The sequence below is a fragment of the uncultured Fibrella sp. genome (assembly GCF_964250085.1).
GTDB lineage: Bacteria > Bacteroidota > Bacteroidia > Cytophagales > Spirosomataceae > Fibrella.
The window spans coordinates 1-25,916 of sequence record NZ_CAXUEC010000013.1; the positions used below are offsets into that span (position 1 = coordinate 1).

The 25,916-nt window shown below is 49.7% G+C and carries 18 protein-coding genes and 1 CRISPR repeat array; of the genes, 6 read left to right on the forward strand and 12 right to left on the reverse strand.

The window, feature by feature from the left end:
• Window positions 1–95 precede the first annotated feature (95 nt).
• A CRISPR array of direct repeats spans window positions 96–6,818; the repeat unit is 30 nt; unit sequence ATTTCAATTCCACTCAGGTACGATTAGAAG.
• 228 nt (window positions 6,819–7,046) lie between these two features.
• From cas2 to ACFE8Q_RS27100, 7 genes are read right to left on the reverse strand one after another with little or no spacing between them, the layout of a single operon-like run.
• The gene (cas2, locus tag ACFE8Q_RS27070; RefSeq protein ID WP_375448586.1) at window positions 7,047–7,310 is read right to left on the reverse strand and encodes a CRISPR-associated endonuclease Cas2; all 264 of its coding nucleotides are present in this window, start codon (window positions 7,308–7,310) and stop codon (window positions 7,047–7,049) included.
• 3 nt (window positions 7,311–7,313) lie between these two features.
• Window positions 7,314–8,327, reverse strand: coding sequence for a type I-B CRISPR-associated endonuclease Cas1b (gene cas1b / locus ACFE8Q_RS27075; protein WP_375448587.1), 1,014 nt, complete (start codon window positions 8,325–8,327; stop codon window positions 7,314–7,316).
• 34 nt (window positions 8,328–8,361) lie between these two features.
• The gene (gene cas4 / locus ACFE8Q_RS27080) at window positions 8,362–8,868 is read right to left on the reverse strand and encodes a CRISPR-associated protein Cas4 (protein WP_375448588.1); all 507 of its coding nucleotides are present in this window, start codon (window positions 8,866–8,868) and stop codon (window positions 8,362–8,364) included.
• Window positions 8,869–8,880: 12 nt separating this feature from the next.
• Window positions 8,881–11,649 carry a CRISPR-associated helicase Cas3' gene (cas3, locus tag ACFE8Q_RS27085; RefSeq protein WP_375448589.1) on the reverse strand — a complete coding sequence of 923 codons (2,769 nt, stop codon included), beginning with the start codon at window positions 11,647–11,649 and terminating at the stop codon, window positions 8,881–8,883.
• A gap of 3 nt (window positions 11,650–11,652) precedes the next feature.
• Complete coding sequence (cas5b, locus tag ACFE8Q_RS27090; protein WP_375448590.1) at window positions 11,653–12,495, reverse strand: type I-B CRISPR-associated protein Cas5b; 843 nt, start codon at window positions 12,493–12,495, stop codon at window positions 11,653–11,655.
• Window positions 12,492–13,415, reverse strand: a complete 924-nt coding sequence (locus ACFE8Q_RS27095; RefSeq protein ID WP_375448591.1) for a type I CRISPR-associated protein Cas7 — start codon at window positions 13,413–13,415, stop codon at window positions 12,492–12,494. Before ACFE8Q_RS27095 ends, cas5b begins: the two co-directional genes overlap by 4 nt.
• A gap of 27 nt (window positions 13,416–13,442) precedes the next feature.
• Window positions 13,443–15,323 (reverse strand): hypothetical protein, encoded by a 1,881-nt coding sequence (locus tag ACFE8Q_RS27100; protein ID WP_375448592.1) that lies wholly within the window; start codon window positions 15,321–15,323, stop codon window positions 13,443–13,445.
• Between the two features lie 492 nt (window positions 15,324–15,815).
• Here ACFE8Q_RS27100 and ACFE8Q_RS27105 point away from each other — a divergent pair, with 492 nt between their 5' ends.
• Window positions 15,816–15,959, forward strand: a complete 144-nt coding sequence (locus ACFE8Q_RS27105; RefSeq protein ID WP_375448593.1) for a hypothetical protein — start codon at window positions 15,816–15,818, stop codon at window positions 15,957–15,959.
• Between the two features lie 67 nt (window positions 15,960–16,026).
• Here the strand turns inward: ACFE8Q_RS27105 and cas6 are convergent, their stop codons facing one another.
• Window positions 16,027–16,824 carry a CRISPR-associated endoribonuclease Cas6 gene (gene cas6 / locus ACFE8Q_RS27110; RefSeq protein ID WP_375448594.1) on the reverse strand — a complete coding sequence of 266 codons (798 nt, stop codon included), beginning with the start codon at window positions 16,822–16,824 and terminating at the stop codon, window positions 16,027–16,029.
• A 117-nt stretch (window positions 16,825–16,941) separates the two neighbouring features.
• Here cas6 and ACFE8Q_RS27115 point away from each other — a divergent pair, with 117 nt between their 5' ends.
• Complete coding sequence (locus ACFE8Q_RS27115; protein ID WP_375448595.1) at window positions 16,942–17,943, forward strand: helix-turn-helix transcriptional regulator; 1,002 nt, start codon at window positions 16,942–16,944, stop codon at window positions 17,941–17,943.
• 7 nt (window positions 17,944–17,950) lie between these two features.
• Here the strand turns inward: ACFE8Q_RS27115 and ACFE8Q_RS27120 are convergent, their stop codons facing one another.
• Both ACFE8Q_RS27120 and ACFE8Q_RS27125 read right to left on the reverse strand, forming a co-directional pair.
• A complete protein-coding gene (locus tag ACFE8Q_RS27120; protein ID WP_375448596.1) occupies window positions 17,951–19,996 on the reverse strand; it encodes an IPT/TIG domain-containing protein in 2,046 nt (681 codons plus the stop codon).
• Between the two features lie 148 nt (window positions 19,997–20,144).
• Window positions 20,145–20,579 (reverse strand): cytochrome B, encoded by a 435-nt coding sequence (locus ACFE8Q_RS27125; RefSeq protein ID WP_375448597.1) that lies wholly within the window; start codon window positions 20,577–20,579, stop codon window positions 20,145–20,147.
• Between the two features lie 78 nt (window positions 20,580–20,657).
• Here ACFE8Q_RS27125 and ACFE8Q_RS27130 point away from each other — a divergent pair, with 78 nt between their 5' ends.
• Complete coding sequence (locus ACFE8Q_RS27130; protein WP_207331480.1) at window positions 20,658–20,960, forward strand: DUF4286 family protein; 303 nt, start codon at window positions 20,658–20,660, stop codon at window positions 20,958–20,960.
• 119 nt (window positions 20,961–21,079) lie between these two features.
• On the opposite strand, the gene ACFE8Q_RS27135 is transcribed toward ACFE8Q_RS27130, so the two are convergent.
• Both ACFE8Q_RS27135 and ACFE8Q_RS27140 read right to left on the reverse strand, forming a co-directional pair.
• Window positions 21,080–22,039, reverse strand: a complete 960-nt coding sequence (locus tag ACFE8Q_RS27135; protein ID WP_375448598.1) for an esterase-like activity of phytase family protein — start codon at window positions 22,037–22,039, stop codon at window positions 21,080–21,082.
• A gap of 6 nt (window positions 22,040–22,045) precedes the next feature.
• Entirely contained in the window at window positions 22,046–22,549 is a 504-nt protein-coding gene (locus ACFE8Q_RS27140) for a phosphoribosyltransferase family protein (protein ID WP_375448599.1), read from the reverse strand.
• Window positions 22,550–22,679: 130 nt separating this feature from the next.
• Between ACFE8Q_RS27140 and ACFE8Q_RS27145 the strand changes: the two genes are divergently transcribed.
• The 3 genes from ACFE8Q_RS27145 to ACFE8Q_RS27155 all read left to right on the forward strand — a co-directional run bounded on the left by ACFE8Q_RS27145 (window position 22,680) and on the right by ACFE8Q_RS27155 (window position 25,856).
• Entirely contained in the window at window positions 22,680–23,102 is a 423-nt protein-coding gene (locus ACFE8Q_RS27145; RefSeq protein ID WP_375448600.1) for a DUF4783 domain-containing protein, read from the forward strand.
• Window positions 23,103–23,223: 121 nt separating this feature from the next.
• A complete protein-coding gene (locus ACFE8Q_RS27150; protein WP_375448601.1) occupies window positions 23,224–23,814 on the forward strand; it encodes a YcxB family protein in 591 nt (196 codons plus the stop codon).
• A 74-nt stretch (window positions 23,815–23,888) separates the two neighbouring features.
• A complete protein-coding gene (locus ACFE8Q_RS27155) occupies window positions 23,889–25,856 on the forward strand; it encodes an acetoacetate--CoA ligase (protein WP_375448602.1) in 1,968 nt (655 codons plus the stop codon).
• Window positions 25,857–25,916: the final 60 nt, after the last annotated feature.

The window sequence follows — 25,916 nt, forward strand, 5'->3', positions numbered from 1 at the left end:
CATGATCGACTAAGTTAAGCACTTAGACTGTCCGCCAAACCTGGACCATCTCATAGAAGGGGCAAGTCTGATGCACTGGCCGAGATCAAACACTTATTTCAATTCCACTCAGGTACGATTAGAAGTCGAGCTTGCTCTGCTCTTGCTCTTGCTGCGGTTATATTTCAATTCCACTCAGGTACGATTAGAAGTTGGCGCGACTCGTCGAAAATTCTGGCTTTTGCTCCATTTCAATTCCACTCAGGTACGATTAGAAGTTGGCGCGACTCGTCGAACGCTTTAAGTTTCTATTTTCATTTCAATTCCACTCAGGTACGATTAGAAGAAGACCCAGCCACAGGGTTAGAGTTGAAATCTAAGTATTTCAATTCCACTCAGGTACGATTAGAAGTGATCGGCCCCGCCTCAGGCATCACCGCCAAAACGAATTTCAATTCCACTCAGGTACGATTAGAAGCAACTACAGAGGCCTCAGTAGTCAATTCTATCTACCAATTTCAATTCCACTCAGGTACGATTAGAAGCCGTAATGCAGATCACCGACGATGCCGGCAAAAGCGTAATTTCAATTCCACTCAGGTACGATTAGAAGGCCATATCTGGCGCAATGGGTGGTAATGTTTCGTATTTCAATTCCACTCAGGTACGATTAGAAGCGGGAACGATGCCGACTATGAGCTAACCGCCACCATTATTTCAATTCCACTCAGGTACGATTAGAAGGCCAGTGGCCCGCCTATGCCCTGAGAAGCTGACCCCATTTCAATTCCACTCAGGTACGATTAGAAGGCGGAGGTCAACTAGCGTGTGTTGCCGGCCGAATGTCATTTCAATTCCACTCAGGTACGATTAGAAGCCGCACCTTCAACGGACTGAAAGTCCTTAAATAGCCAATTTCAATTCCACTCAGGTACGATTAGAAGGGCGAAAGTCTGGGCGCAAACGACACTGGTACCCCTATTTCAATTCCACTCAGGTACGATTAGAAGTTGACATCATCAATGCGTCAATCGAGGCTTTCGTAGATTTCAATTCCACTCAGGTACGATTAGAAGACTGTGCGTTTCATGGTTGCGGGATAGCCGTTAAACCGATTTCAATTCCACTCAGGTACGATTAGAAGGCCCGCCAGTAGTTTGCGTCATCCGTTGTGCCGCTATTTCAATTCCACTCAGGTACGATTAGAAGTGCCCACCTGGAAGCATTCGCGGTGCTGGGCACCATATTTCAATTCCACTCAGGTACGATTAGAAGCGCGGTGGCGTTCCCGGCTGCAAGGTCGTTGACGTAAATTTCAATTCCACTCAGGTACGATTAGAAGTTGGGCAATTGGGGTGACACATAAGAACGTGAATGAATTTCAATTCCACTCAGGTACGATTAGAAGCTACCTGGCTACCGCAGGACGATAGAAGAAACCACCACATTTCAATTCCACTCAGGTACGATTAGAAGACCGGCAAGCCGCCTTTTACCTCGATGCAGTAGAATTTCAATTCCACTCAGGTACGATTAGAAGGATTCTTACCGCAAATGGTGGCGGTTAGCTCATAGTATTTCAATTCCACTCAGGTACGATTAGAAGTACCCGTGATAGGGGTTTGTCCTACTGAACCCGCCAATTTCAATTCCACTCAGGTACGATTAGAAGTAGTCCTGAAACCCTTGACACAGGGCGGGCGTAATTTATTTCAATTCCACTCAGGTACGATTAGAAGTTCCGTTGCCTTTTCGTCAGTTTGTGGTGCTGTTGCGTATTTCAATTCCACTCAGGTACGATTAGAAGGTGGTTTCTGTTTTCGCCCCGTTCGGCTTGCGCCGTTATTTCAATTCCACTCAGGTACGATTAGAAGGTAAAAGCGTTCAGAATGTTTGCGATGGATAAACGATTTCAATTCCACTCAGGTACGATTAGAAGATCAACCAGAAAGCCGTTAATCTGCCTGTTATAGCTATTTCAATTCCACTCAGGTACGATTAGAAGGACGACGTACCTGCTTGACTTGGGCCTCTACTGCAGTATTTCAATTCCACTCAGGTACGATTAGAAGTGACACAGCTTTTGCAATACCGCCAGGCAATTCTCAGTATTTCAATTCCACTCAGGTACGATTAGAAGAGGGCTGCCAGAAGGAACACCAGACCCCGACGATAATTTCAATTCCACTCAGGTACGATTAGAAGTGCCAAGCTCCCCGGCGTGTCTACATCTGTACGCTATTTCAATTCCACTCAGGTACGATTAGAAGCTTCTGCGCGTGCTGCTTAACAGCCCCGACCATGCCGCATTTCAATTCCACTCAGGTACGATTAGAAGCCGTCCAGGTGAATTTCTGGCCCAGCAGGTTAGTGAACATTTCAATTCCACTCAGGTACGATTAGAAGCCATGCGCTCGGAAACGAAGATTTGGTTTACTCTGTGCTATTTCAATTCCACTCAGGTACGATTAGAAGGAACACGAAAAGACAAGACCAGTCGACATGTAGGAATTTCAATTCCACTCAGGTACGATTAGAAGTAGTTGCTTTACTCTACGTTCAACTTAAAAAAAGCATATTTCAATTCCACTCAGGTACGATTAGAAGTTCGTGTCGTGCAATAGGCTCTGTTGTCTCACTACATTTCAATTCCACTCAGGTACGATTAGAAGTTTCGAGGCGGCGAAAAACCGGGCGTAGTCGTCACATTTCAATTCCACTCAGGTACGATTAGAAGAGTGCCATGCCGTAGTTGCAGGCCCGGCTGAACTGGATTTCAATTCCACTCAGGTACGATTAGAAGCGGCATCCCGCTGGCCCACTTTAGCCCGGCCTTCGTATTTCAATTCCACTCAGGTACGATTAGAAGTGTCGGAATTGTTAGTTGCCTTGCCAACTGAGTTTCGATTTCAATTCCACTCAGGTACGATTAGAAGATCAGTACCCCGATCCGGCTCAATCTCGCCGGCCAGTATTTCAATTCCACTCAGGTACGATTAGAAGCTAGCTTAGTCAGTTTGTTGTCTGTTATCCACTGCATTTCAATTCCACTCAGGTACGATTAGAAGGCGTTACGGCCTACCGCTTGCCCTTCTTTTTCTTCTATTTCAATTCCACTCAGGTACGATTAGAAGAATCGGCTTGTGGCATTTCGTCTTTGTCCGCAAAAACCATTTCAATTCCACTCAGGTACGATTAGAAGTTCAGTTGTGACGTATCAGACAGCATTACCAAGTTGGCATTTCAATTCCACTCAGGTACGATTAGAAGACCATATCGAACGTCAACGGTGTAGGGTTTTTTAACATTTCAATTCCACTCAGGTACGATTAGAAGATCATGTTGGAGTACCGGCACGTAATCCGAGCATACCCATTTCAATTCCACTCAGGTACGATTAGAAGATTGAACGTTGGGCTGGCAAAAGCCGGGCATCGGGATTTCAATTCCACTCAGGTACGATTAGAAGGCCCGTCTGGTGCTGGTCAGCCGAGGGCTGATTGGCTTATTTCAATTCCACTCAGGTACGATTAGAAGGTACCCCCTCTGCCCGACGATTTCCGTCGAAATCCCGATTTCAATTCCACTCAGGTACGATTAGAAGTTCGGTTTGCTGCTCGACCCCAATCTTGTTTCCGTATTTCAATTCCACTCAGGTACGATTAGAAGCATTGAATCGTCTGATTTTCTCAGTTTAAAAGCCTTATTTCAATTCCACTCAGGTACGATTAGAAGTTGAAATGTGGTCAGCGTTGAAGCAATATTGGCCCAATTTCAATTCCACTCAGGTACGATTAGAAGTTATTCTCGGTATATCCGTTTTTGTGCTGGGCCTCCATTTCAATTCCACTCAGGTACGATTAGAAGGGTAGCGTTCGCCTCCACCTTTGCGAACCCTTGCCGAATTTCAATTCCACTCAGGTACGATTAGAAGCGGAGCGGCTCGTTATCACGCGCCCCCGACCAACCCCATTTCAATTCCACTCAGGTACGATTAGAAGAGCCAAAAAGGCCGCAAACGCGGCGGCATCGCTCAAATTTCAATTCCACTCAGGTACGATTAGAAGAAGGCAAGCAGTACATGGCCCGCCTGGTAGCCTCATTTCAATTCCACTCAGGTACGATTAGAAGCCTCGGCGGTGGAATACCAGAACTGCCACTTTCATACATTTCAATTCCACTCAGGTACGATTAGAAGATTCTTCAGGAAGAAATTAAGCAGGTATTGGCCTTTATTTCAATTCCACTCAGGTACGATTAGAAGGGATCACTGGTAGGGTCTAATGCGGCCCGTTGCAACATTTCAATTCCACTCAGGTACGATTAGAAGTGTACATGCTCAGAGCCCGCAAGCACTCAATGAGCCTATTTCAATTCCACTCAGGTACGATTAGAAGGAAGATGAGGCCAAAACGTTCGATGTGGGCAAGCTGCATTTCAATTCCACTCAGGTACGATTAGAAGGTAGCCTCAACAAACCGGCCTACCCGTTTGTAAGCAATTTCAATTCCACTCAGGTACGATTAGAAGCCAACTGCTTGTCGCGCATATCGTTGAACACATCCATTTCAATTCCACTCAGGTACGATTAGAAGTTCCCTTCCGCCTGCAACAGCCCACAATACGCATAGATTTCAATTCCACTCAGGTACGATTAGAAGGCCCGTTCACAAAGCCCAAACCGCACTCTTCCACTCAATTTCAATTCCACTCAGGTACGATTAGAAGGTTCATGGTTGGATACAGCGTGAAGACCTCAACCAAATTTCAATTCCACTCAGGTACGATTAGAAGCCGGCAGGTATACGAAGCCTTTTCGGCACTGAACAAATTTCAATTCCACTCAGGTACGATTAGAAGTTACCAAGTTTGGATCTCGTATTCTCGCTCACCCATTTCAATTCCACTCAGGTACGATTAGAAGTTGACCCCTGGGAATGGACAGGTTTACCACAAAGGATTTCAATTCCACTCAGGTACGATTAGAAGATTACCAAGTTTGGATCTCGTATTCTCGCTCACCCATTTCAATTCCACTCAGGTACGATTAGAAGGTTTAGACTACAACGACACCAAGAGTCGGGGTGCGGATTTCAATTCCACTCAGGTACGATTAGAAGTGTACGAGGCGCTAGATAGCTGCATAGATTTAACCCCATTTCAATTCCACTCAGGTACGATTAGAAGCGTACAAGAAAAGCGTCTAAGTCTGCCTTTTCATCCATTTCAATTCCACTCAGGTACGATTAGAAGCGGTGTCAGCCCCTTCGATGTGAGGGGGCTGGGTTTATTTCAATTCCACTCAGGTACGATTAGAAGGCGCTGGTGTGCCAAGGGTTGCCTGTTCCCACGAATATTTCAATTCCACTCAGGTACGATTAGAAGGATATGCCGGGATTGCCCTTAGAGGAGGTTCGATGGAATTTCAATTCCACTCAGGTACGATTAGAAGGACACCAACACGCTGGGCAAAGCTTTCTACTTCCTATTTCAATTCCACTCAGGTACGATTAGAAGTTTTTGGCGGTCGATACAAAGCTTTCTCCCTGTGCTTATTTCAATTCCACTCAGGTACGATTAGAAGTGTACGAGGCGCTAGATAGCTGCATAGATTTAACCCCATTTCAATTCCACTCAGGTACGATTAGAAGCGGTGCTGCCATCGACAGTAAGTTTTGGCACAATACCATTTCAATTCCACTCAGGTACGATTAGAAGGCCAAAAAGGCCGCAAACGCGGCGGCATCGCTCAAATTTCAATTCCACTCAGGTACGATTAGAAGCGAGAGGGCGAACCGGTATAGCATAGAATCTAATATCATTTCAATTCCACTCAGGTACGATTAGAAGATCTGGACTTGAGACACTACCCTTTCTGGTCTGTTTTATTTCAATTCCACTCAGGTACGATTAGAAGCTGGCGACCGGTCTATAACGGGAATACAAGCGGCAGATTTCAATTCCACTCAGGTACGATTAGAAGCCAGCGCTTTACGAAGGGCAGAGGTCTCGAACATATTTCAATTCCACTCAGGTACGATTAGAAGCTGGGTGTGAAGCAGTCGGTAGCACGGATGGGCTTATTTCAATTCCACTCAGGTACGATTAGAAGCGACATGCGCCACGAAGCGTTCTGGCAAAAGCTGCATTTCAATTCCACTCAGGTACGATTAGAAGTAGCACGTCCGTGGTGATGGATTGCGTGAACCCGAATATTTCAATTCCACTCAGGTACGATTAGAAGTCGATTAACTCACTAGGGGCTTTGCCGCCCATGTTTATTTCAATTCCACTCAGGTACGATTAGAAGTTATTCGGGTATGGTTGCTACTTGTGTAAAACTCCCATTTCAATTCCACTCAGGTACGATTAGAAGTTCTCGGCCTGATGGCGTTCGCGTTCGGCTACGGCATTTCAATTCCACTCAGGTACGATTAGAAGGAGGTGTTCCAGGGGGATATCGACCAGTTTATGACTAATTTCAATTCCACTCAGGTACGATTAGAAGAATGGACCTGGGCAATAAAGCGCAGCGGACCTTATTATTTCAATTCCACTCAGGTACGATTAGAAGTTATCGACCGATGCCCACCCATCAGCGCCTTTCTTGAATTTCAATTCCACTCAGGTACGATTAGAAGGCAGACGGATGGAAACTAACTTGATAACCATAGTCCCATTTCAATTCCACTCAGGTACGATTAGAAGGAATCCATATTGGTTTAGGAGTTAAAGCAAGTCTCTATTTCAATTCCACTCAGGTACGATTAGAAGGTACCCAACTTCTAGCCTGCTTAAAGGGCCAAAACATTTCAATTCCACTCAGGTACGATTAGAAGGCGTTAAATTAGGGCGTAAAAAGGGGCTTTCCAAGGCCTGGTGGCGGTTAGAAAGCCCCAGAAGAGAAGCTTTTTGTCGTCGGTCAACAATAGTACGAAAACCCCCGTCGATTGACGACACTCTGACTGACAGCAGGTTAAGGGCCAGGAATGAGCCGAGCGCTTCAGTTAGTACAGCTTGTCAAAGAACAAAAGACGCGACCGACGACAACACGTCGTCGGTCGGTGCTACAGAAAATCATCGGTCGACTGCTTCTCTTTGCCCACAATCTGCTTGTCGAGCCACTTTTTGTCGCGGTTCTTAAACAGAATAAGGCTGTCTTCCTCGTCGTTCATCAGAGCCTTGGCCTCGTGCAATAACGCCTTTAGCTGCACCTCGGTTAATTCGCCCTCGAAGACCGAATTCTGAATCCAGTTGAGGTAACGGCGGCAGAGCTTCAGCATCTTGCCGACCCGCTTCTGCCCCATATCATACACCAGAATAATATACATCGCTTACCAGAGGGCCTTAAACGGTTTGTAGGTTTCCATGCCCAGCAAATGCTTTTGCAACTTATAACACTCCAGCTTGACCAGGTGTCGGTAACTAACGCTACGCCCCAGCGACCGGTGCTTGATGGTCTCTTTCAGCAACTCGTCGAAACCCTGAACAAACCGTTTACGGGCGGCTTCCTTCATCACGCACCCGCCCACCTCCACCCGAAAGTCCGACGGTTGCAACTGCCGTTTGTTGATCATCCGAAAAATGAGTCGGTCAACCAGAATTGGCTTGAATACCTCGGCCAGGTCGAGTGCCAGTGAGTACCGCCTTGCGCCCGGCTCGTGCAGGAAACTGATCGTCGGGTTCAACTGGGTGTGGTAGATCGTACCCAGGCAGGCCGTGTAACAGAGCATATTGCCGAATGAGATCAGGGCGTTCAGTTCGTTCTGCGGTGGTCGTTTGCTTCGTCCGTCCATCGTGAAGGTAGCGCCCACAATGGCGTCGAAACAATCGTAGTAGGTCTGACGAATATTACCTTCAATGCCCATCAGCATAGGTACGTCGGTGGTGGCAGGTACGTTGGCCAATAGGCCTTCGATGGTCGCAATGGCCTGGCCTAGGTCTTTGGCATTGTCGCGGCTGTGGTGGTATTTCAGCACCCGCAGAATATTACAGGCGGCTCCTTCTACAAACGCCTGCGCCACCACCATCCGCTTTTTGGCCGCCATATAATGCTTTGTCTGCTCTACCTGCATTTTCCCCGCCAGCAGGTATTCGCGGGGCATGAACGAGCCGGTGTAGTGTTCGTAGTAGTTGAAAAAGTGGACAGCAATGCCTTCCTGACCCAGGAAATTGTAGAGCGCACTATTAGCGTCGAGGTTGCCAAACACGTACAGATCCGACACCTGCTCAACGGGCAGAAAGCGCGGCGTTCCTTCCACGCCGTTCTCATCTACGGGCGTAAACTTTAGCGTATTGTCCTGCCGACTCATGCGCCCCGGATTCATCAGGTATTTGGTCTGTTTCATAAACGTGGGATGGCTTGTGTTTTTCGACTCGAATTCAGTCCTCCTCGGTGTAGCAAAAGTCAAAGTAGCTGCACGACCGGCATTTGGATTTCGTCAGCCGGGGCGGACATTGCTCACTGTCTGTTAGCTGCTCAATGGCACGTACCCAGCCTTCTACCACCGGTACGTCCTCCTCTGTCAGCGTAACCGTCTGCGTTTGCCGAAGCTTGGGGTATTCGATCAGCCCTGTAGCGCCCTCGATCCCATTTTTACGCAGCAGATACAGGTAGAACTGCACCTGTGCCACCGTGGCGGGCTCAAACTTGTCTGACTTTTTGATCTCATGCACGACCTTGTCATATGGGTCATAAAAATCAATCTTCGACCCATCCAATAGGATTTCGCGATACCGTTCAGCGCGTTGAGGATAGGCAAATTCATGTAATTGCTTTCCTTCGCTGACCAGCTCCGAGTTGTGTTCCATACGGATATGGTTGGCATGCAGCCAGAGTTCACGTTGGCAGATGTGGTACATTCCGATGAGTGAGCCAGTAACGGTCATACGTGCTTGGATTTAGAGTATTGCGTTTTCAGAAGACTCAAACCGGCTTTGATCAAGCCCAGTCTTGTAATCGTAGACTTCATCATAGTGCTTCAAGTACAGATAATCTTCAAATCCATCTTCGGCCGGACCCGTAAAGCGTGGCCGTAGTTCGTTTTTTAACTTATCAGTATGGAAAATCGAAAACGTAAACTTCGACAGAATACCCTGCATGATTTTTTTGCTCACTTGCGATTCAGTCATACCCATTTTCATGTCGTTCAACTGGCGATACAAGGTCCAAACGCTTACCCCATTCACCTCTTTATTACCGGTAGAATAGCATTGATGATGGTTCAGAAAGCCAAGTTCGGCTTCTGAGAAAATGGTCTCGTATTTATCTTCCTGTTCACCCTCAACTTTGATTGGCAACGACAAAGGCACAAATACAGACAGGTTGCGCTGTTCGATCAACTGGAAGTCCTTGTGAATCGCTTCGTAATCAAGCTGCTGAACACTAGGCAGGTATTTTGTTGAAAAATTATCAATACCAACCTTCTGGTTTAGATTATTACGCCCGGCCAATACCTGATTGTAAAGGCGACCAAAATCTTTGGTTTCTAAAATAGCACGGTGGTCAGTTATGGTCAGTTTGTCGCGGGTAATATCAAACCGGTCGTCGTGCTTGTACAAGATGCCTGGCTCATTGAGCTTGAACAGGAATACGTCACAGACATCCTTCGTTACATTACGGTTTACCCGACCCGCCAACTGTTCGTCGCTGTCGATGAGCGAGATGTTTTTGAAACCGAGGTCCATATCAATGTCCACCCCGGCTTCAACCACCTGTGTCGTGATGAGCAACACTTTTTGCGGGTTCTCCTTCTTGCCCTCTCGTTTTAGGAAATTGATAATTTCGCGCCGACGTGGTTCCAGTATTGTACCGGACAGCACAAAGACCGTATCAAAAAACTCATGGCCAATCTGATTGGCAAATTCAGTAGCCGACTTTTTATAGATGAACTCAATGATCGTAAACACGCGTCCGCCGTGTTCATTGGCGTATGACTGAGATTCGGCCAAAACGGCTCTACCCAGTTCAATAGGCTCAATAGTCCGTGCTTTGCCATTGGCGCCTTCCAGCAAATCGAAGCGAAACCGTACCCGATTGCTAAAGTTAGGGTTCTGGAAATACCATTTGGCATCCGGTAACAGATTCTCAAATTTGGGGGGATTGGTCAACCCAATAGTTAGCCCGTCGATGCGTGGTAATGTGGCCGACATCAGCACAAACCGGATATTAAACGCACGGCTATAGTGGTCAAGCCAGAACAGCATCTTATCCCAATGTTTTGGTGGGTAAGACTGCAACTCATCAATCACGACTACCGAGTTAGCAAGCCGGTGCATGAGGTAAATGCTGTCCTTTTCGTTCGATTTCAGGATGTCGAAGAATCGAATGTGCGTTAGCAGACAGACAGGGAAAAATGCGAACAGATTGGCTAACTGATTTTTCCACTGTTTGCCATAGTTGCTTTCTAACTCGGCAGGTACGTCCTCACGCTGTTGAAAGCCGCCCCGCGAATGCAATAGACCCATCTGTGAATCATCTAACTGCCAAGTATCGCGGAGTGCCTGATGAGTCTGCGTAATGAGCGTTGTGAACGGAAAAACATAAAAAACCTTATTCAACGATGGGTCCAGCCGGAGCAATTCCGCCGTTACCACCGCCGATATATTTGTTTTACCGCCCCCTGTTGGTGCTTCGAGGTAAAACAACCGCTGATTTTGGTATTGCCGCACTTGCCGAATGGCTTGCACGGCCATCTCTAAACGCAGCAGGTTCAGCGTTTCGTTATTGCGTTCGATGGGTACGGTCGGCTGCCATGCCGGGTCATCGGCTAACCGAAATGCGTCGGTATTGTAGGATTTGCTACTTCGGGCGGCGTCGATCAGTTTAGTCCGTAATTCATGTGTCAGCACCCCAAAATCGTTTATGCCCGACTGATTCATATACTCTGATGTCGCTAAGTAATCGGCGGCTGTGAGCAGTGAGAAGTTGAGCCTAAGCAAAGCAAGAATAGAAAATGCATCGGTAGTGTCTTCAATGAACGTATCCCAGATGGCTTGCCACTCGTTAAAGTAGAAAGTTGAGACATCAGGCGAAGAGAACTGATAAAGAGCTAAGTAGGCTTCCAGCTTATCAGCCAGTTTCAAGACCTGACTACGACCAATTCGACGTTGTGGCGGTTCAAAGCGTGAGCTGTGATGAAGGAAAATAGGGTTTGTGAACAGCAATGCCACTGCTGAAAGCCAAACGCGCTCGTCCTCTGGCAGGTCTATCAACGTTTGCTCAATGCGTTCCAGGTGATAGACTGCAAAAATGTAAGCACTCAGTTCTGAGTGGCCGTGGGCAGGTTGTAGCAACGGTGGGTACGTGGCTTGAAATAAACTATTCTGCATCCGTTCTTTCTGGAAGTGCTCGTTCACTTTGCCAAAATCATGGAACGCAGTAGCTCCGATAAACAGATCGAGAATATACGCCCGCAACACAGGCTGGTGAACTTCTGGACGGGTCGATACCAAGTGGTCAATCAATTGTTCAACCAGTGGAGAAAGGCCATGTTCGATACTTAACCGCTTGGCCAGCCGAAGTACCACATCCATATGCTCTGCCAATGTTTCATCTGCCACCGACCCAGCCATTTGGGTACCAGGCCGGTGGGCCAGATAATTTTTGTGCTCAGTTAAACAGGTGTCTACCCGCAATGCCTGGTCAAACTGAGTCAGTAGGTTCAGCATAGCTCAGAATAGTTGTATGATTCGCTTTGCACCTTCTGAATCGCTGACCTCATATAAATCATCAATCTGCGTTCCAGCCTGTAATGTCCAGTCTGTAAAAGCAAACTCAGCTAGTTCGTATTGCATCAACCGCTCATCAAAGCCAACAGGTAATCGCTCAAAATAGCTGAATGTAGATCGGTTCGATATTGTTCTTGTTGAGGGTGAAATGCGGGGTTTCTGTCGTTGTCTTCTTATCGGGTATTCTCTTATAAAAAGTGACGAAATTGTAAAATCTGTTTTAGTGCTAAATTGGTCTATTGTATATTCTGTCGTGCGCTCCCACCAGGCAGTGAACTCGTTCTTGCCCAGGTATGGTACAAACTCCGCTTCCTGGTTTCGGATACGAGTAAGCAATCTGCCCTGAACTTCGTCGGCTTCGTTTAAGAGCACATACACCCGGTAAGCTGGTGAACGTAGCGTACTCTCCTGCACAATTAGGGTGCCGTCGACGTTGGCGTAACCGACGGTGTTGGTGTAGGTAATGGCCGTTTTAGTGAAGTTTCCCCGTTCGTGATAGAGCGGTTCGATACCCACCGGTACCGACTTTAGCAACTTGTAATATTCTGGCCACTGTCCCTTTTTTTCGTAGCCTTTCAAGCCTGCAATAGCTCCCATAACACCCAGTAAAGCCGGTTTATGGAGCATATTATAAGAGAGTTGCAGCCCGTCATTCACGTCGGGCTTTCGAAAAAAACCAAAGTCAGCCCGCAAATCGAACGAAATCAACCGCAGGCTTTCAGGCTTTCTCTCCGGCACAGGTACGTTGCTTGTTCCGGTGAAATCGAGCGTCATCTGATCGGTCATTGGGTTAGTTCCAAAATGGTAGCATTGGCAGGTGCGCCCGAAATATTCGTTGCCGTTGAGTCGTAATACAATTCGATTTTCTCGATTTGCTCACTCACTGCTGGGCGTGCCAGAATCTCCGCAACTTTTTCCAGATGAATAATCCGGTCAACATCTACCGAAATCAGTTCGACGAACGAGGGCAACACGAGCATAGAACCGGGCTTTAGTTGCACCCATAGCATCAGTTCGTTTTCCGTACCCGATTTAGCGGCTGAGTCGTAGAGTGTCGCTCCCTGCGTGAGGGCTTTCTTGACTTTGGTAATGTCGTCGCTGTTCAGTGTCTGACCACCGGATAGTTCGATCAGGTCGCTGATATTGTGCGGATTCAGCGACAGACCATGTACGTAATGACCTTCACTAAGTTTTGACTGCGTACCCAACGTACTCATGGTAGAGTCGGCACTTTTTTCGCCGGGATTACGAAACGGCGACATGATTTGCTCGGAGTAAATAATGCCTTCCACGTATCGGTTTATGCCGTGCGTAATTTGCAGTGGCCCGTGGATTGAAAGGTTCGTTTTTCCGGCATATGTGCCGCCAAACAGCCGCACATCAATGCATTCAAACAGGTTTTTGGCTACCGAACGGCGAAGCTGGGCATCTTTCTCTTTGGCGTATGCCCCGAAATACTGCTCGTAATTTTCATCCAGCGTTTTGGGCTGTAACTCCGCGCTGAATGTCTTGAAGTAAAATACTTTTTCGTCTGGGTACGCCTTTTTGAGGTAGTTCCGCACAGTATATTTCAACGCTTTATCTGTGGCGTAAACTGTACCGTCGGGCAGGGTACGCGGTTGGTGGGTGAAGTCGGCGTTGTAGTTTGAGTTGACCGATTTAATCACGACGCATCCGAAAACGCGATTTGTAAAGGCAGTAGCCATAGTTGTGTTTGTAAGAAAGGGGAAAGGTTATTGTTCGTTTGTTTCAGAGGGTTGTTGCTCTTCGCTAGTAGCTGACTTCTCACCAAACAGAACGTTTTTCGAGAAGAAACCGGCCAGCATGAGTGGCATCAGCGATTTGAGGGGTTGTTTGGGCGCGTAGCTGATAACGTTGGCCATTGGCTCCCGGAATCGGGCCGAATAGGGTTCGTGTTTATAGCGGTCGAACAGCTTGACAACGGCCTGCTGAAATTGCTTTATATCTGTTTGTTGCAGAAACGGCTCCAATCGGGCATAACTGCGGTCTTCTGACTTGCTCTTCGACTGGATGTAGTAAATCACCTGTCCGGCCGCGAACGCAAATTGTTCATCGGTGTCGATACTGGTTTCACCCGTGGCTAATTGAGTCATGAACGGGCGCAACTCGGTTAATTGATTTGGCATAAAAACGGGATTGGTTTTATAGGGCTGAAAATGAGGGTGAAGGCTGAACAGGACGTTGAGTTTACGCCGTATGTTGACATCTTCGCTGTGTTGACGGTTTTCATATCGGTCAAGGCGCAAATCGTCGAGGATGCTCGTAAGCAGAATGTCCTCAAACATTGGCTGTGTTACTGCCTGCCGCTTCGACTTGTAGATGAAGTCATAGAATGCCTGCCTATATTTGATTACAAGCAGATATGTGTTGTCTGTTTTACAATACTGTGGGTCTATCTCATCGAAGAAGCGAAGTTGAAACCCACCTTGCTCACCCTTTTTGGCTTTCGTCCGAACCACCAGCGCATTATTGAATATGACCGGCAACAGACTGTTCTGAAACTTGAAAACGTCATCGAAAACAGGTGCGTAATTACCGCCAAACCAGTCCGTAACAATCCAGGGCTTTTCCTGGTCATCCGATAGGTGATACTCGAACCTGCTGACGAAATCAAAGTCTTTAATCTGGCCTTGCTGATAGTAGAGCAGGTAATAATTCCCCAAGTCGCCTTTATGCTGATCGTACAACTCTGTGATAATCTGGGCGTGGGTTTTGCGTTGTGTGGGGTCTTTTATCGCTTCTTCCTTAAAGAGGCTGAACGAGTGTTTTTGCAGTTCGTCATTGTAGATGAAGATGGGCAGTGGGCGTGGGAAAATGTTTCGCCCCATCAATTCCTTAAACTCGTGCAGTCTTAGCGCGTCGCTGGCTGAGATTCGACCGGCTATGTTAAACGTAGCCGACTGATGCGTCATAAATGGCTTTTTGTTAGGGTAGCTGTTGAAGAAATCACTTGTGCCAAACACCTCTTCGCCGACAGACGCATTGTGCTCACCTGTGTTGAAAAGCCGGTCTTTCAGGTAGAGCGCATTTGGCGATTGATATACTTCCAGTGGAACATCAAGGTAGAAAATGATGTATTCCCCTTCTTTCAGCCCCCTACTTTTTAATTCTTTATCTATCTCTTCGGGTGGATTTACCTCCGGTACTTGCGCCAGTAGCTGCTGAATTTTGTCCCAACTGTTCAGCGCCAGCCGAAACGCCTGAGCATGTCGGCTCCCATTTTCGTCCTGAAGTAGTTTGCCAGCTTTATTGAAGTAAACGTCAAGTTGGGTATCACTTACCAACGAGCCGAACTTATAAGCGAGACAAAATGGCGAGGCCGAGTGTATCTTCTTGCCCGGTAAATCCAGACATTTGTTGGTATCTACCATCCATGCCGTCCGTGCCCAAGCCGCACATCGCTTAAGCATTCCCGACAGTTCCGTCTTTTTCTTACGGAACAATGCATACTCGAACTGCTCAGCAATCCGGGAATCACCTTCTGGTAATTCTTCCAGCGACAGTACTACATGCAACCCTTCGCGGGGTTCAACGCCAATCTCTTTCAAGTCGGCATCAAGGGATTGAGTGAAGGTTGTGAGTTCTCTGAGCATGGTGCAAGTAGGTCAATCTATGTTGGTTTATCAAGAGTAAGCAATCGAAAGATTGCTTAAAAAATATTAGGCCTATTTTTGGTTTTTACAGGTCAACTTGCCCTATTTTTGCCAAAGAGCCTTAGCATCGGTTTTGAAATAGAGTAAGCACAGAAAGTTTGTAATCGTACCCAGCTAAGGCTCTACTTCTATAAACCCCAAACTTTGAGTTATAAATGGAAGACATTGATTTTAGCGATTACGAGGACTTCAAGCCAGACTTTAATCTATTTCGTTTGAATCTTAAAGATTTGAAAGATAAAGGCGTTCTAAGTCAAGACATTAAGGATGTTTGTGTTAACCCCCGCTCACGATGGGCAAACCTCGAAAACTTTCCGACAGATGAGTGTTTCTTTAAGGTCATAGGGTTCAGTCGCTTGAATTTCCGGCCTCTATTGGTAGCTTTGAGTTATCAGGATAATATGATAACGGTTCACCAAGTCGAGGTAGCAAATGAAGACGACATCGAAGCAGACTACTGCGGTCAATAAGCTCACGGGAAAAACAATTGATGAAATGACCTGGGATGACATGCGTAAAGTGGCTAAGCCTATTTCGCGTGAAGAGGCTATCAGGAAGATGAAGACTATGAAATAGAGCCGCATATACCCGGTCGTGAAATAGTTGTCTCATGTTATAGAAAACGTTTTCCAATAAAACTCCATCAGCCACTTACCCCCACACACCCAAATCCTTCCGCGTTATATCTACCTACACCAGCCAGTAACGCTACTTCCAATACCTCGGTGGGGCCGCGTAACTCGAAGTCGACGTTGTACCAGCCGCGTAGCTTGGTCTCCTGCGGGCTGCCTTCCTTGATCGTCACCAGCCTTGATCGGATTAGACTCGCTTTGGTAAGGGGCTTGTATGAAAAATCACCCAACTCAGGTACGTTGTCCCCGTTATTCGTCCCGGTTTGGATGCTCCGATACTTGTCGATTAGGTTAATCAGTAGGAGCGGGCCGAAGGCGTCGTCGTATGGATGCAGGTACTGGTCCATTCCCGTTTCATCTTTTTCGGCTATGACAATGGGCGATAGGGTCCGTACCGTCAGCACGTTCGTCAGCGGAGGCAACGGTAGGGTTTCTACGCGCTCCACGGTGAAGTCGGCGCGGAGGTGGCGGTTCATCAGCGTCAGTTGCTGATCCTGAAACAGGCCGATGATAAACACTTCGGCGGCTTTTTCAACGTAAAAACTGATTGTCCAATCAACGATGGGCGAGGTAAGCACAAAACAGCCTTCGCGGGGACGTACCTCATAGCCGTGCATCCTGAAGTCAGAGAACGTAAAGAGCCGGAACGTTTTACGGCCCGCCTGATAGCCTTGGCCGTGTAAAAATTCGGTATAGGCCGTATCCGCATCGGCCAGCACGCGGTAGAGCCAGCCCGTTAGCAGGTATTGGTAGTTGAACGGAATCCGGGTTGAAGGTTCAGCGGCAAGCAGACGAAGAGTAAACTGCATGAAGAGGGGCGATCATTAATTTATCGTTGTTACAAAAGTGTCTTCTTTTCCGTACACGTTTTGTGTCCGAGACTTACTTTATTGCGGAAAATTTACACCATTTAGTAACCGGATGCTATGCCAGTTATAAAAAATCGGGAAGATCGGTTGCAGCGTATCAATGCCCGACTTAACCGATGGGGAGGGCGCCCCGCTTCGACTCAGGAGCTGGCCCGACTATGTCAGGTGTCGGAGTCGGCCATTAAGCAGGATATCGCCTATCTGAAAGATTGCCACGCCGCCCCGATTGCCTACAACCGGAAAGCCAAAGGCTATTACTACACGAAACCGTTTGATCTGGCCGCCTCTATCACGCTTACCGACCAGGATATGGTGGCGTTGCAGGCGGCCGTGGCTACGCTCAACCAGTTTCGGGAACTGTCGGTCTTCGCTGACTTTCGGGGGGCGGTGGATAAAATTGGGCAGGCGGTTCGTTTTCGGCTGGGTCAGGCAACCAATGCCCGGTCACTTATTGCGTTTGAATCGGCACCAGCGGGGCGGGGTAGCGAGTTGATCGAGCCGATGCTGGAAGCTTGCCTGCACGGTCGGCCTGTACAGTTTCGCCATCGTAAATACACGGACGCACAAGCCCGGCAACGGGTTATCTTCCCCTACGTTGTAAAGGAGCATCGCAACCGCTGGTACGTTGTTGGCTTTGATGAGTACAGGCAGGAAGTTCGGGTATTTGGCCTGGATCGTATCGAGGTCGACTCTGTCGTGGTATTGGATCAGGAGCATCTGCTGGTAGCACAAGCGCCGCCATTCGATACTGCCATGTACTTCCGTCAGGCACTGGGTGTAGCCATTTATAGCCAGCCGCCCGAAGAAATAGTGCTGCTGCTCCGGGCACCCGAAAACCATCAGTTCAAAGCGCAGCCATTCTTTCCCCACGCGCCAACGGATATGTTGCTGGATACGCCCGACGAGTTACAGGTACGTCTGACGATCATTATTAACGACGAGCTGATCTACGAACTGGCCAGATTGGGACCGAAAGTGCGCGTTATTTCACCGCTTTCACTTCAGCAAAAGCTGGTGACGTACCTGCGTGACGCCATTGACCAGTATGAATCGCGCTGATCTTTAGCTATTTAATTACCATAAAGCTATCGGCGGTGCAGACGGTGCCAGAGTCTGTGGTGAGGCAGACAGTGCCACTGGTGGCATTATCAGGTACGGTGGCGATCAGGGTGTTGCCAACGATGCGGAAACGAGCGGCCGTTGATAAACCGCCCCCAAACCGGACTTCTACCACATCGGCCAGATTCTGGCCTGTGAACGTAACGTCAGTGCCTACTTTGCCCGTTTTTGGGGTGAATGCTACGCCAGCCACTACCCGCTGCACATCGAAAAGGGCCGTAGTGCAGGCAAAGCCCGCCGGGTTGGTAAAGCAAAGCGTTCCATCGACGGCATTGGCCGGAATAATCACTTTCATCTGTCCATTACCCAGCCGCTGGAACGAGGCTGGTAACGAAGCACCACCGCCAAACCGAACATCGGTAACGTCTTCAAGAAAATTTCCCGTCACTGTAATTTCGTCACCAACGCGCCCTTTCGCTGGCGTAAACACAACGCCCGATACAGGTCGGATGGGGGTGAACAGATCGGAGGTAAACGCCGTGGGAGAATCGGTGGTGAGGCGGAACTGACCGGGCTGCGCATCATCGGGAACCCGTATCCATAGTTCAGTGTCGTCGTTACGGCCGTCGTTGGTGGCGGGGTTGACCGAGCCTGTAAACTGAACTACGGCGTCGCGGAGCCAGTTGCCCTTAATAACCATTCGGCTGCCGGCAGGCCAGCGACGCGGGTAATCTGTCACAACAGGAGTTTGCACGACGGTTAGCGAGCGAACAGACGTGGCGGTGCCTGCCCGGTTAGTGGCGGCGATGGGTCCGGTAGTGGCATCTGCTGGTACAAAGAACTGAACTTCAGAGCCTTCTGTCCGTGCGTTGATGGTCATGGGCTTGCCGTTCAGCGTGACCTGCTGAATGCGCAGCAAATTTTGACCGGTGACCACTACCAGTTTATTTACGCCACGCCGTAGCGGTGTGAACACCAGATTGGATGGGGGGAGTATAAACAGGAATGGCTGTGTGGCACTGGCCGACCCGCCTAAACCAGTTATACTGATGGTAACATCACCAGCCTGGCTGCGGGCTGGTACGATGGCTTCAATCTGCGTATCGCTCAGGATACGAAACTGGGCGGCTGTAGGACCAAACGAGACACTGGTTATGTCTTTTAAATTCAGGCCCGTCAAGAGTACTTTATCGCCGGTAATACCTTCAGTTGGGCTTGGGTTGCCGGTTATAGCAGGTGTTCCAGCTATATAGATGCTGTCGGCGCTGAGGCCAGTCAGCCTATCAAAAACTGTCACGCTGAGCCGCCCACTGCTCGCATCGGCCGGGACAATGGCTCTGATTTCGGTATCCGTAACGCGGGTTGTGGCCGGGTCGGGCGTGGCGCGGTTGATGAGTAGGTTGCCATCCAGAAAATAGCGGCCCTGCACAATGATTTCCTGCCCGGCGCGAACCCGTTTGGGCGAAAACCCGGTAATTTCCGGCGTGCCAGCCACCAGATAGGTAAACGGTTTCGTGGTTCCACCCTCCGTGACGATCGTCAGTTTAGCAAAGCCACGCGGCTGCAATGGTGAAATGATAGCGAGAACTTCGGAAGGAGAAACAACCGTAAACGAGGTTACCCGCGTGGTATCGAACCGGATGCTCTGAAGCCGATCGAGGTTGTTTCCACTGATACGGATAGTAGACCCCGGTGCAGCGTTGGTGGGTAAAACGGCATTATCAACGTTGAGCAGCGGCTCCGGCTGAATGACGGTGAAGCCAAGCGGTGGGGTCATGCCCTGGCTATTGGCCACCTGAACCTGCGTGGGACCAGTAGCTACCCGGGGAACTTCGACCACCAGAACACCATATGAATTCGACTTGACCGTTGCCTGAACAGCCGTCTCGGCCTGCCCGAAGGTGACAATCGGGTTGTCGCCAAACTGTGCGCCCTTTAACTCGACCTGCCGACCTATATCGAACCGATTCGGGCTGACACTCCAAAGCTCAGGAGGAAACTGCTCGACTTTACACCCCAGGGCTATACCAATTATAGCTACTCCAAAGAGCAACAGCCTCAACCACCTACTTTGTACCCCCTTTCTCATCGATCGACCTTATATCAGTTATCAGTTATCAATTAGGCTTTCTAGTAGTAAACGTACCTGAGCAACGCTGATAATTGATAATTGATCATTGATAACTGTTAATTGTTCATTATCAAAAGTTGCTGGCTCCGAGGTTGCGGAAGGCCCACGGAATACCCGCCAGAATCAGAATGAGACCGACACCGTAGAAGATACCGACCAGACGGTGCTTCTGCGTATCGCCGGTGGCGCGCTTCGAGCGTGAGTAGCCAACGGTAATGGCGATGATTGCCAGCAACATAATGGTGATGTGCTCAACCGTATAGAACCGGATAACCCGATCGCCCATACCACTAAAATTAACCCTGGGGCTGATGACGTATAAAATCAAGCCCAGTACCAGTTGCGTGTGTACGGAAATCAGCGTAAACAGATACAATTTACGATTTCCGTCGGTGAATGATTTATTCCCCATCCAACGGCTAACCGATACGAAAACAGCCGCCAAAAGCAGCACTAGAGCGACCCAGCGAAGGCCCGAGTGGGCATGAACTAATCCGGTATACATAGTGTAGGTTTATCAACTTAATGTGGGTGCAAAGAAACGGACAAACGACCGATTAAGGCCCCAACTGCCCAAGATTCAATGATTCTTTACAACATTACGTATAACATCGACCAGCAGATCGAGCGCGAGTGGCTGCGTTGGATGAAAGATGAACACGTACCTGCCGTGGTGGCTACCGGCCTTACCATGCAGAATAACGCGCTGAAACTACTGACCGAGATCGAAAACGGCGGTGCTACCTACACCTTCCAGTACTGGTTTCAGACCATGGAAGATTTTGTTACCTACCAGAGTCTGCATCAACCCGCCCTGCAACAACAGGTGGCTGACCGGTATGCCAACCGGTATGTATCCTTCCGCACCCTGCTGGAGGAGATATGACGATGCTACGCTGTCATTTGTAGTCATTAGCTGTGCGTCATTAGGTGGTCATTTATAGTTTACTCGACGAATGACCACGAATGACGCGCAGCTAATGACTACAAATGACAGCGTAAGCGTTAATTACGGCTCAAATAAATAAGCTGGGTCTGCTGGCATTTCTTGCCATTGGGCCGGGGACATTGACCGCCGTTGTCGTCTGAAATAATGACGAGTACCTGGCGGCCCGTTTGGGTAGGCACCCAGGCCATGCCTTCGAGGTTATCGATCCGATTGCCCCTGAGCATCGTGTTCATGTTGAACACAAGCGTTTTCGTTGGTGCCACCGTCGGACTGGCTTCAGAAAAAGATACCTCATACAAATTGGCGTAGGACGTATCACGCTTGCTGTCGTAGAAACGCTCCAGCACCAGCAGCCGGTTTTTGCCCGACCACACAATCTCCGAAATGCCGCCGTACCGCTCCGACGTAGTCAGTTGCGGCATCCGGTCGCGCGGGTAAGCGAATGCTTTTTTAGTGCTCAACGACGTACCTGACCAGTGGTAGCGGTAAAACAAAACGGTCGCCTGACTGCTATCGGCGGGTGCCCAGCCTGCTTCGGGAGCCAGCCAAACCGTCGAATCGGCACCCAGTGCCAGTCCTTCAATTCCTTTATTGTCGAAGGGAAGGGGCGTTACCCGGTCAAACTCGGTAATGTGGCTTACTCCACCCACTCGCGGTAGCGAATCGCGGCAGAAGAAAGCGTAGCCGCCCGATGCGTTGTTCCCCTCGACCGTACCGAAATACGTATGACTGGCCGCGTCGTAGCGCAACGCTTCCAGTTGCAGGCCCGTGTTGGCCCCGCGTATGGCCAGTTCGTAACGGTTCAGGTCGGGCGTGCGCCACTGTTCGCCCCGGTCGCCAACCAGTTGCCAGACCCCAGCCGGGGAAATGAACTCGATGCCCGAAACGGTGTGCAACCCAGCCTCCCTGGGTACGTAGATCGTGGTGTCTAATTGAAAACCCTGGCCAAAAGCTGGCCCGGCGATACTCCAGTAAAGGCAGAGTACCCAACCGATTTTCTTGAATGAAATAGGCATGGCTGGCTACTGTAGATAAACACCCTCACGAGCCGAATCGCTCAGAATAACGTCTACGTGTTCGTTGAGGGTAGTGGCCAGTTCCAGGCCGATGAAGTCGGCGGCAATGGGGAAGCGCGGGTGATTGCGGTTCACCAGCACAGCCACCTGTATCTTCCGAACGGGCACCGACAGAAACGGCTGGAGACTGAACGCCAGCGTCCGGCCCGAATACAGCACGTCGTCGATCAGCACCACCACGCGGTCGGTGTACGTACCTGATCCGCCGGGTAATTGAATGTTGGGCTGGGCCTTCTGCGTTTTGTCGAGCTCGATCTGAACAAGGGTGACCGAAAAAGGGGCAATCTGCCGCAGTTCGTCGGCAATGCGTCGAGCCAGTTCATACCCTTCACCGGCCACGCCGGCCAGTACCAGGGCGGCCTCGTCGAAATTGGTCTCGTATAATTGACTGGCGATGCGGCGAATTTTCTGGCGGATCTGGTCGGCCGATAAAATTTGTACGGGATTCATTAGCAAAGACCCGGCCAAAGCGGGCGAAAATTTCGCTACAAAAATGCGGAAATTATCAGGGTTTGGTACGGCTTATTTGGCACAGTTTTCGCCAACAGGTAATTACCCATCCAGACACAACCGTAGTATAATGAATCGCATTATCATGTTTTTAAAAGCAAAATCGATCGGTTTGCTTATTGGAATCCTTTGGGCTACACTGTCGTGTTTCACGCCCACTGCAGATCCTACTCAGGCTATTGGCGTCTCGATTCAGTCGGGAGAAGCCCATCAGCTTGCTTCTTACTTCGACAAAGATCTGGAACTACGCATAGACCCGGTGGGCGTCGACTTTGCCTCGGTGCAGGCCGGTCAGGCGGAGCTTATCATGCGCTCGTTCTTCAGAAAATACCCACCGCTGCGGTTCAGGACCGACGAGCAGGGCAGCACGCCGCACCTTCGCTATGCCACCGGTACCTACTGGTCTGGCTCCCGGTCGTTTCATATCAACGTATTGATGCGGCAGGCAACACCCGGCCAATACCGGATCCATTCGATTCAGGTGAATGAATAATTGGTCAGTAGTCATTGGTTGCTTCGCTTGGGAATGGCCAATCTGGCAACGCGACCAATGACTATTCCAACTTTTCTGATTTCCTCCCCCTATCTTTGCGCTTTCTTTCTGGAAGTTCGCAATGACCATTAAAACCAAGAAATACGCGTTAGATCAAAAAACGTACATCAACTTAGCTATTCGGCAGTGGGTACGTGATAACTGGCTCTGGAGCGGCATACCGCTGGCTCTAATTCTGATAAATGCCATCCTGAACCTTACGGGAGCCTATCCCAACTACTGGATATACATCGTCGTGATTCTGCTGACGATCATTTACGTGCTGTTCTGGGCCGTTCAGTTCACCGGCGTTTCCCAGTCAGAGCAGTTCAAGCCTATGTTTGAGAAGTACGTCTACGAGATCGACAGTCGGCATATCATGATGAAGCTGAATGCCAAAGAAGGCGGTATGCTCAAATGGGATATGATCAAGGCGGCGGTCAAGGATAAAAACGCTTACGTACTTCAGTTAGGCAATGGCCTCGACGGAGCTAATTCGCCCACCATGAATTTCTTTATGAAATACCTGGCCAAACAAATGGGTCGGGCTCAGTTCCTGTATCTGCCTTACTCCATTTTTACCAGCGAAAGCGATCAGCGATTCATGGATCTGCTGCTCCGCCGGAAAGGGCTGCTGGCCGATGAGCCCAAAGAGGTGAAAGAAGCCAAATAAAAAAAAGCATACGCGAACCGAACGGGCTTCGGCGTTACCTTCTATGGAACGTCGAAGCCCGTTCTTTTTTGCCCATGCTCCAACCCACCGACTCCCCTAATGGGCCTATCTGGACGCCCAATGCCCGATTCCAGCACCAGTCCAGACTTAAGCATTTCATCGACCATCTTTTCGTCAAGCACGGCCTGTACCTGCGCCACTACGATGACCTGTGGAACTGGTCGGTGACGAATCTAGATGATTTCTGGGAAGCTGTTGCCGCTTATTTTGAGGTGCAGTTTCACACACCGTATCAGAACGTTATTGAGAGGCCCCGCCACGGAATGATCGGCACGCGCTGGTTTACCGGTGCCACCGTCAATTACGCCGAACATATCTTTCGCAATGCCAACAGCCAGTACCCGGCCCTGCTGTTTGCATCCGAAAAAAATCGGCTTCGTGGCCTGTCCTGGTCCGAGTTATCCTATCAGGTTGGCGCACTGGCGCAGTTTTTGCGTAATCAGGGCGTCGGTATCGGCGATCGGGTGGTTGCGTTGCTGCCCAACGTACCTGAAGCCGTTGTGGGCTTTCTGGCTACGCAGTCGCTGGGTGCCGTGTGGTCGAGCTGTTCGCCCGATTTCGGCACGGCCAGTGTGCTTGATCGTTTCCGGCAGATTGAACCAAAGGTTCTCCTGATGACCGACGGCTACACCTACAATGGCAAGCCGATCAGCAAAACAAGCGATCTGGGTACGTTACGCCAGGGCCTGCTTACAGTGCAACAGATTATCTGGGTGCCTTTCCTGAACCCGGGTTCACCAACGCCCGGCGGTGTTATAGCCTGGGACGAGGTGCAGCAAACACCTTTTACCGAACTGACCTTTACACCCGTTCCGTTCAATCATCCCATGTGGGTGCTGTTTTCGTCGGGCACAACGGGCAAGCCCAAAGCCATTACGCATAGCGTGGGCGGTTGCCTGATCGAGCATTTGAAAGTGCTGGCCCTGCACCAGGATGTACGGCCCGGCGAGCGGTATTTCTGGTATTCGACCACCGGCTGGATGATGTGGAACTTCTCGGTCGCCTCGCTGCTGGTGGGGGCCACGCTGGTGTTGTACGAAGGCTCACCGGCATACCCCGACATGAACCGGCTCTGGCAGCTTATCGAACAGGCTCAGATCACCCATTTTGGCGGTGGCGCGGCCTATTTCATGGCCTGCATGCGCGCGGGCCTCACGCCCGTCAAGATTGCCGGCCTGCGGTCGTTGCGGACCATTGGTGCCACCGGCTCGCCGTTGCCCCCCGAAGGGTTTCGCTGGGTTTATGAATCGGTGCGGGCCGACGTCTGGCTGATTTCGTTCAGCGGCGGCACCGACATTTGCAGCGGTTTTGTGGGTGGTAATCCGCTGGCTCCGGTAGTAGCGGGCGAAATCCAGTGCCGCCTGCTGGGCTGCAAAGTGGAGGCCTATGACGAGGAGGGCGAACCGGTGCGCGAGGTGCTGGGTGAAATGATGATTCTGGAGCCAATGCCGTCGATGCCCATCTACTTCTGGAACGACCCCAGCAACGACCGCTACCGAAGCAGTTATTTCGAGAACGACCCCGACACCTGGCGGCATGGCGACTGGATCAAGATCACTGATCGGGGCAGCGTCATCATCTACGGGCGGTCAGATGCTACCCTGAACCGCGACGGCGTACGCATTGGTACCGCCGAGATTTATTCAGCGGTAGAAAGTCTTCCCGATATTGCCGATAGCTTAGTGGTGGGTATCGAATTGCCCGATGGCAACTACCGCATGCCGCTCTTTGTGGTCCTGCGCGAGGGGTATACGCTGACCGATGAACTCATTACCCGCATCCGGCAAACGCTGAAGACGCAGTATAGTCCCCGGCACGTACCTGACAGCATCTACCAGATCACTGAGGTGCCGTATACCATCAGCGGGAAGAAGATGGAAACGCCGGTGAAGAAGATCCTGATGGGGCAGCAGGCCGACCGGGTTGCCAGCCCGGATACCATGCGAAACCCCGGTGCCCTGGCGGCTTTTGAGCACATTTGATCACCTTTTTAAAAGACCATTAGTTTTCGCTCAGTTTATCACGGTTGGGCAAACATTAAT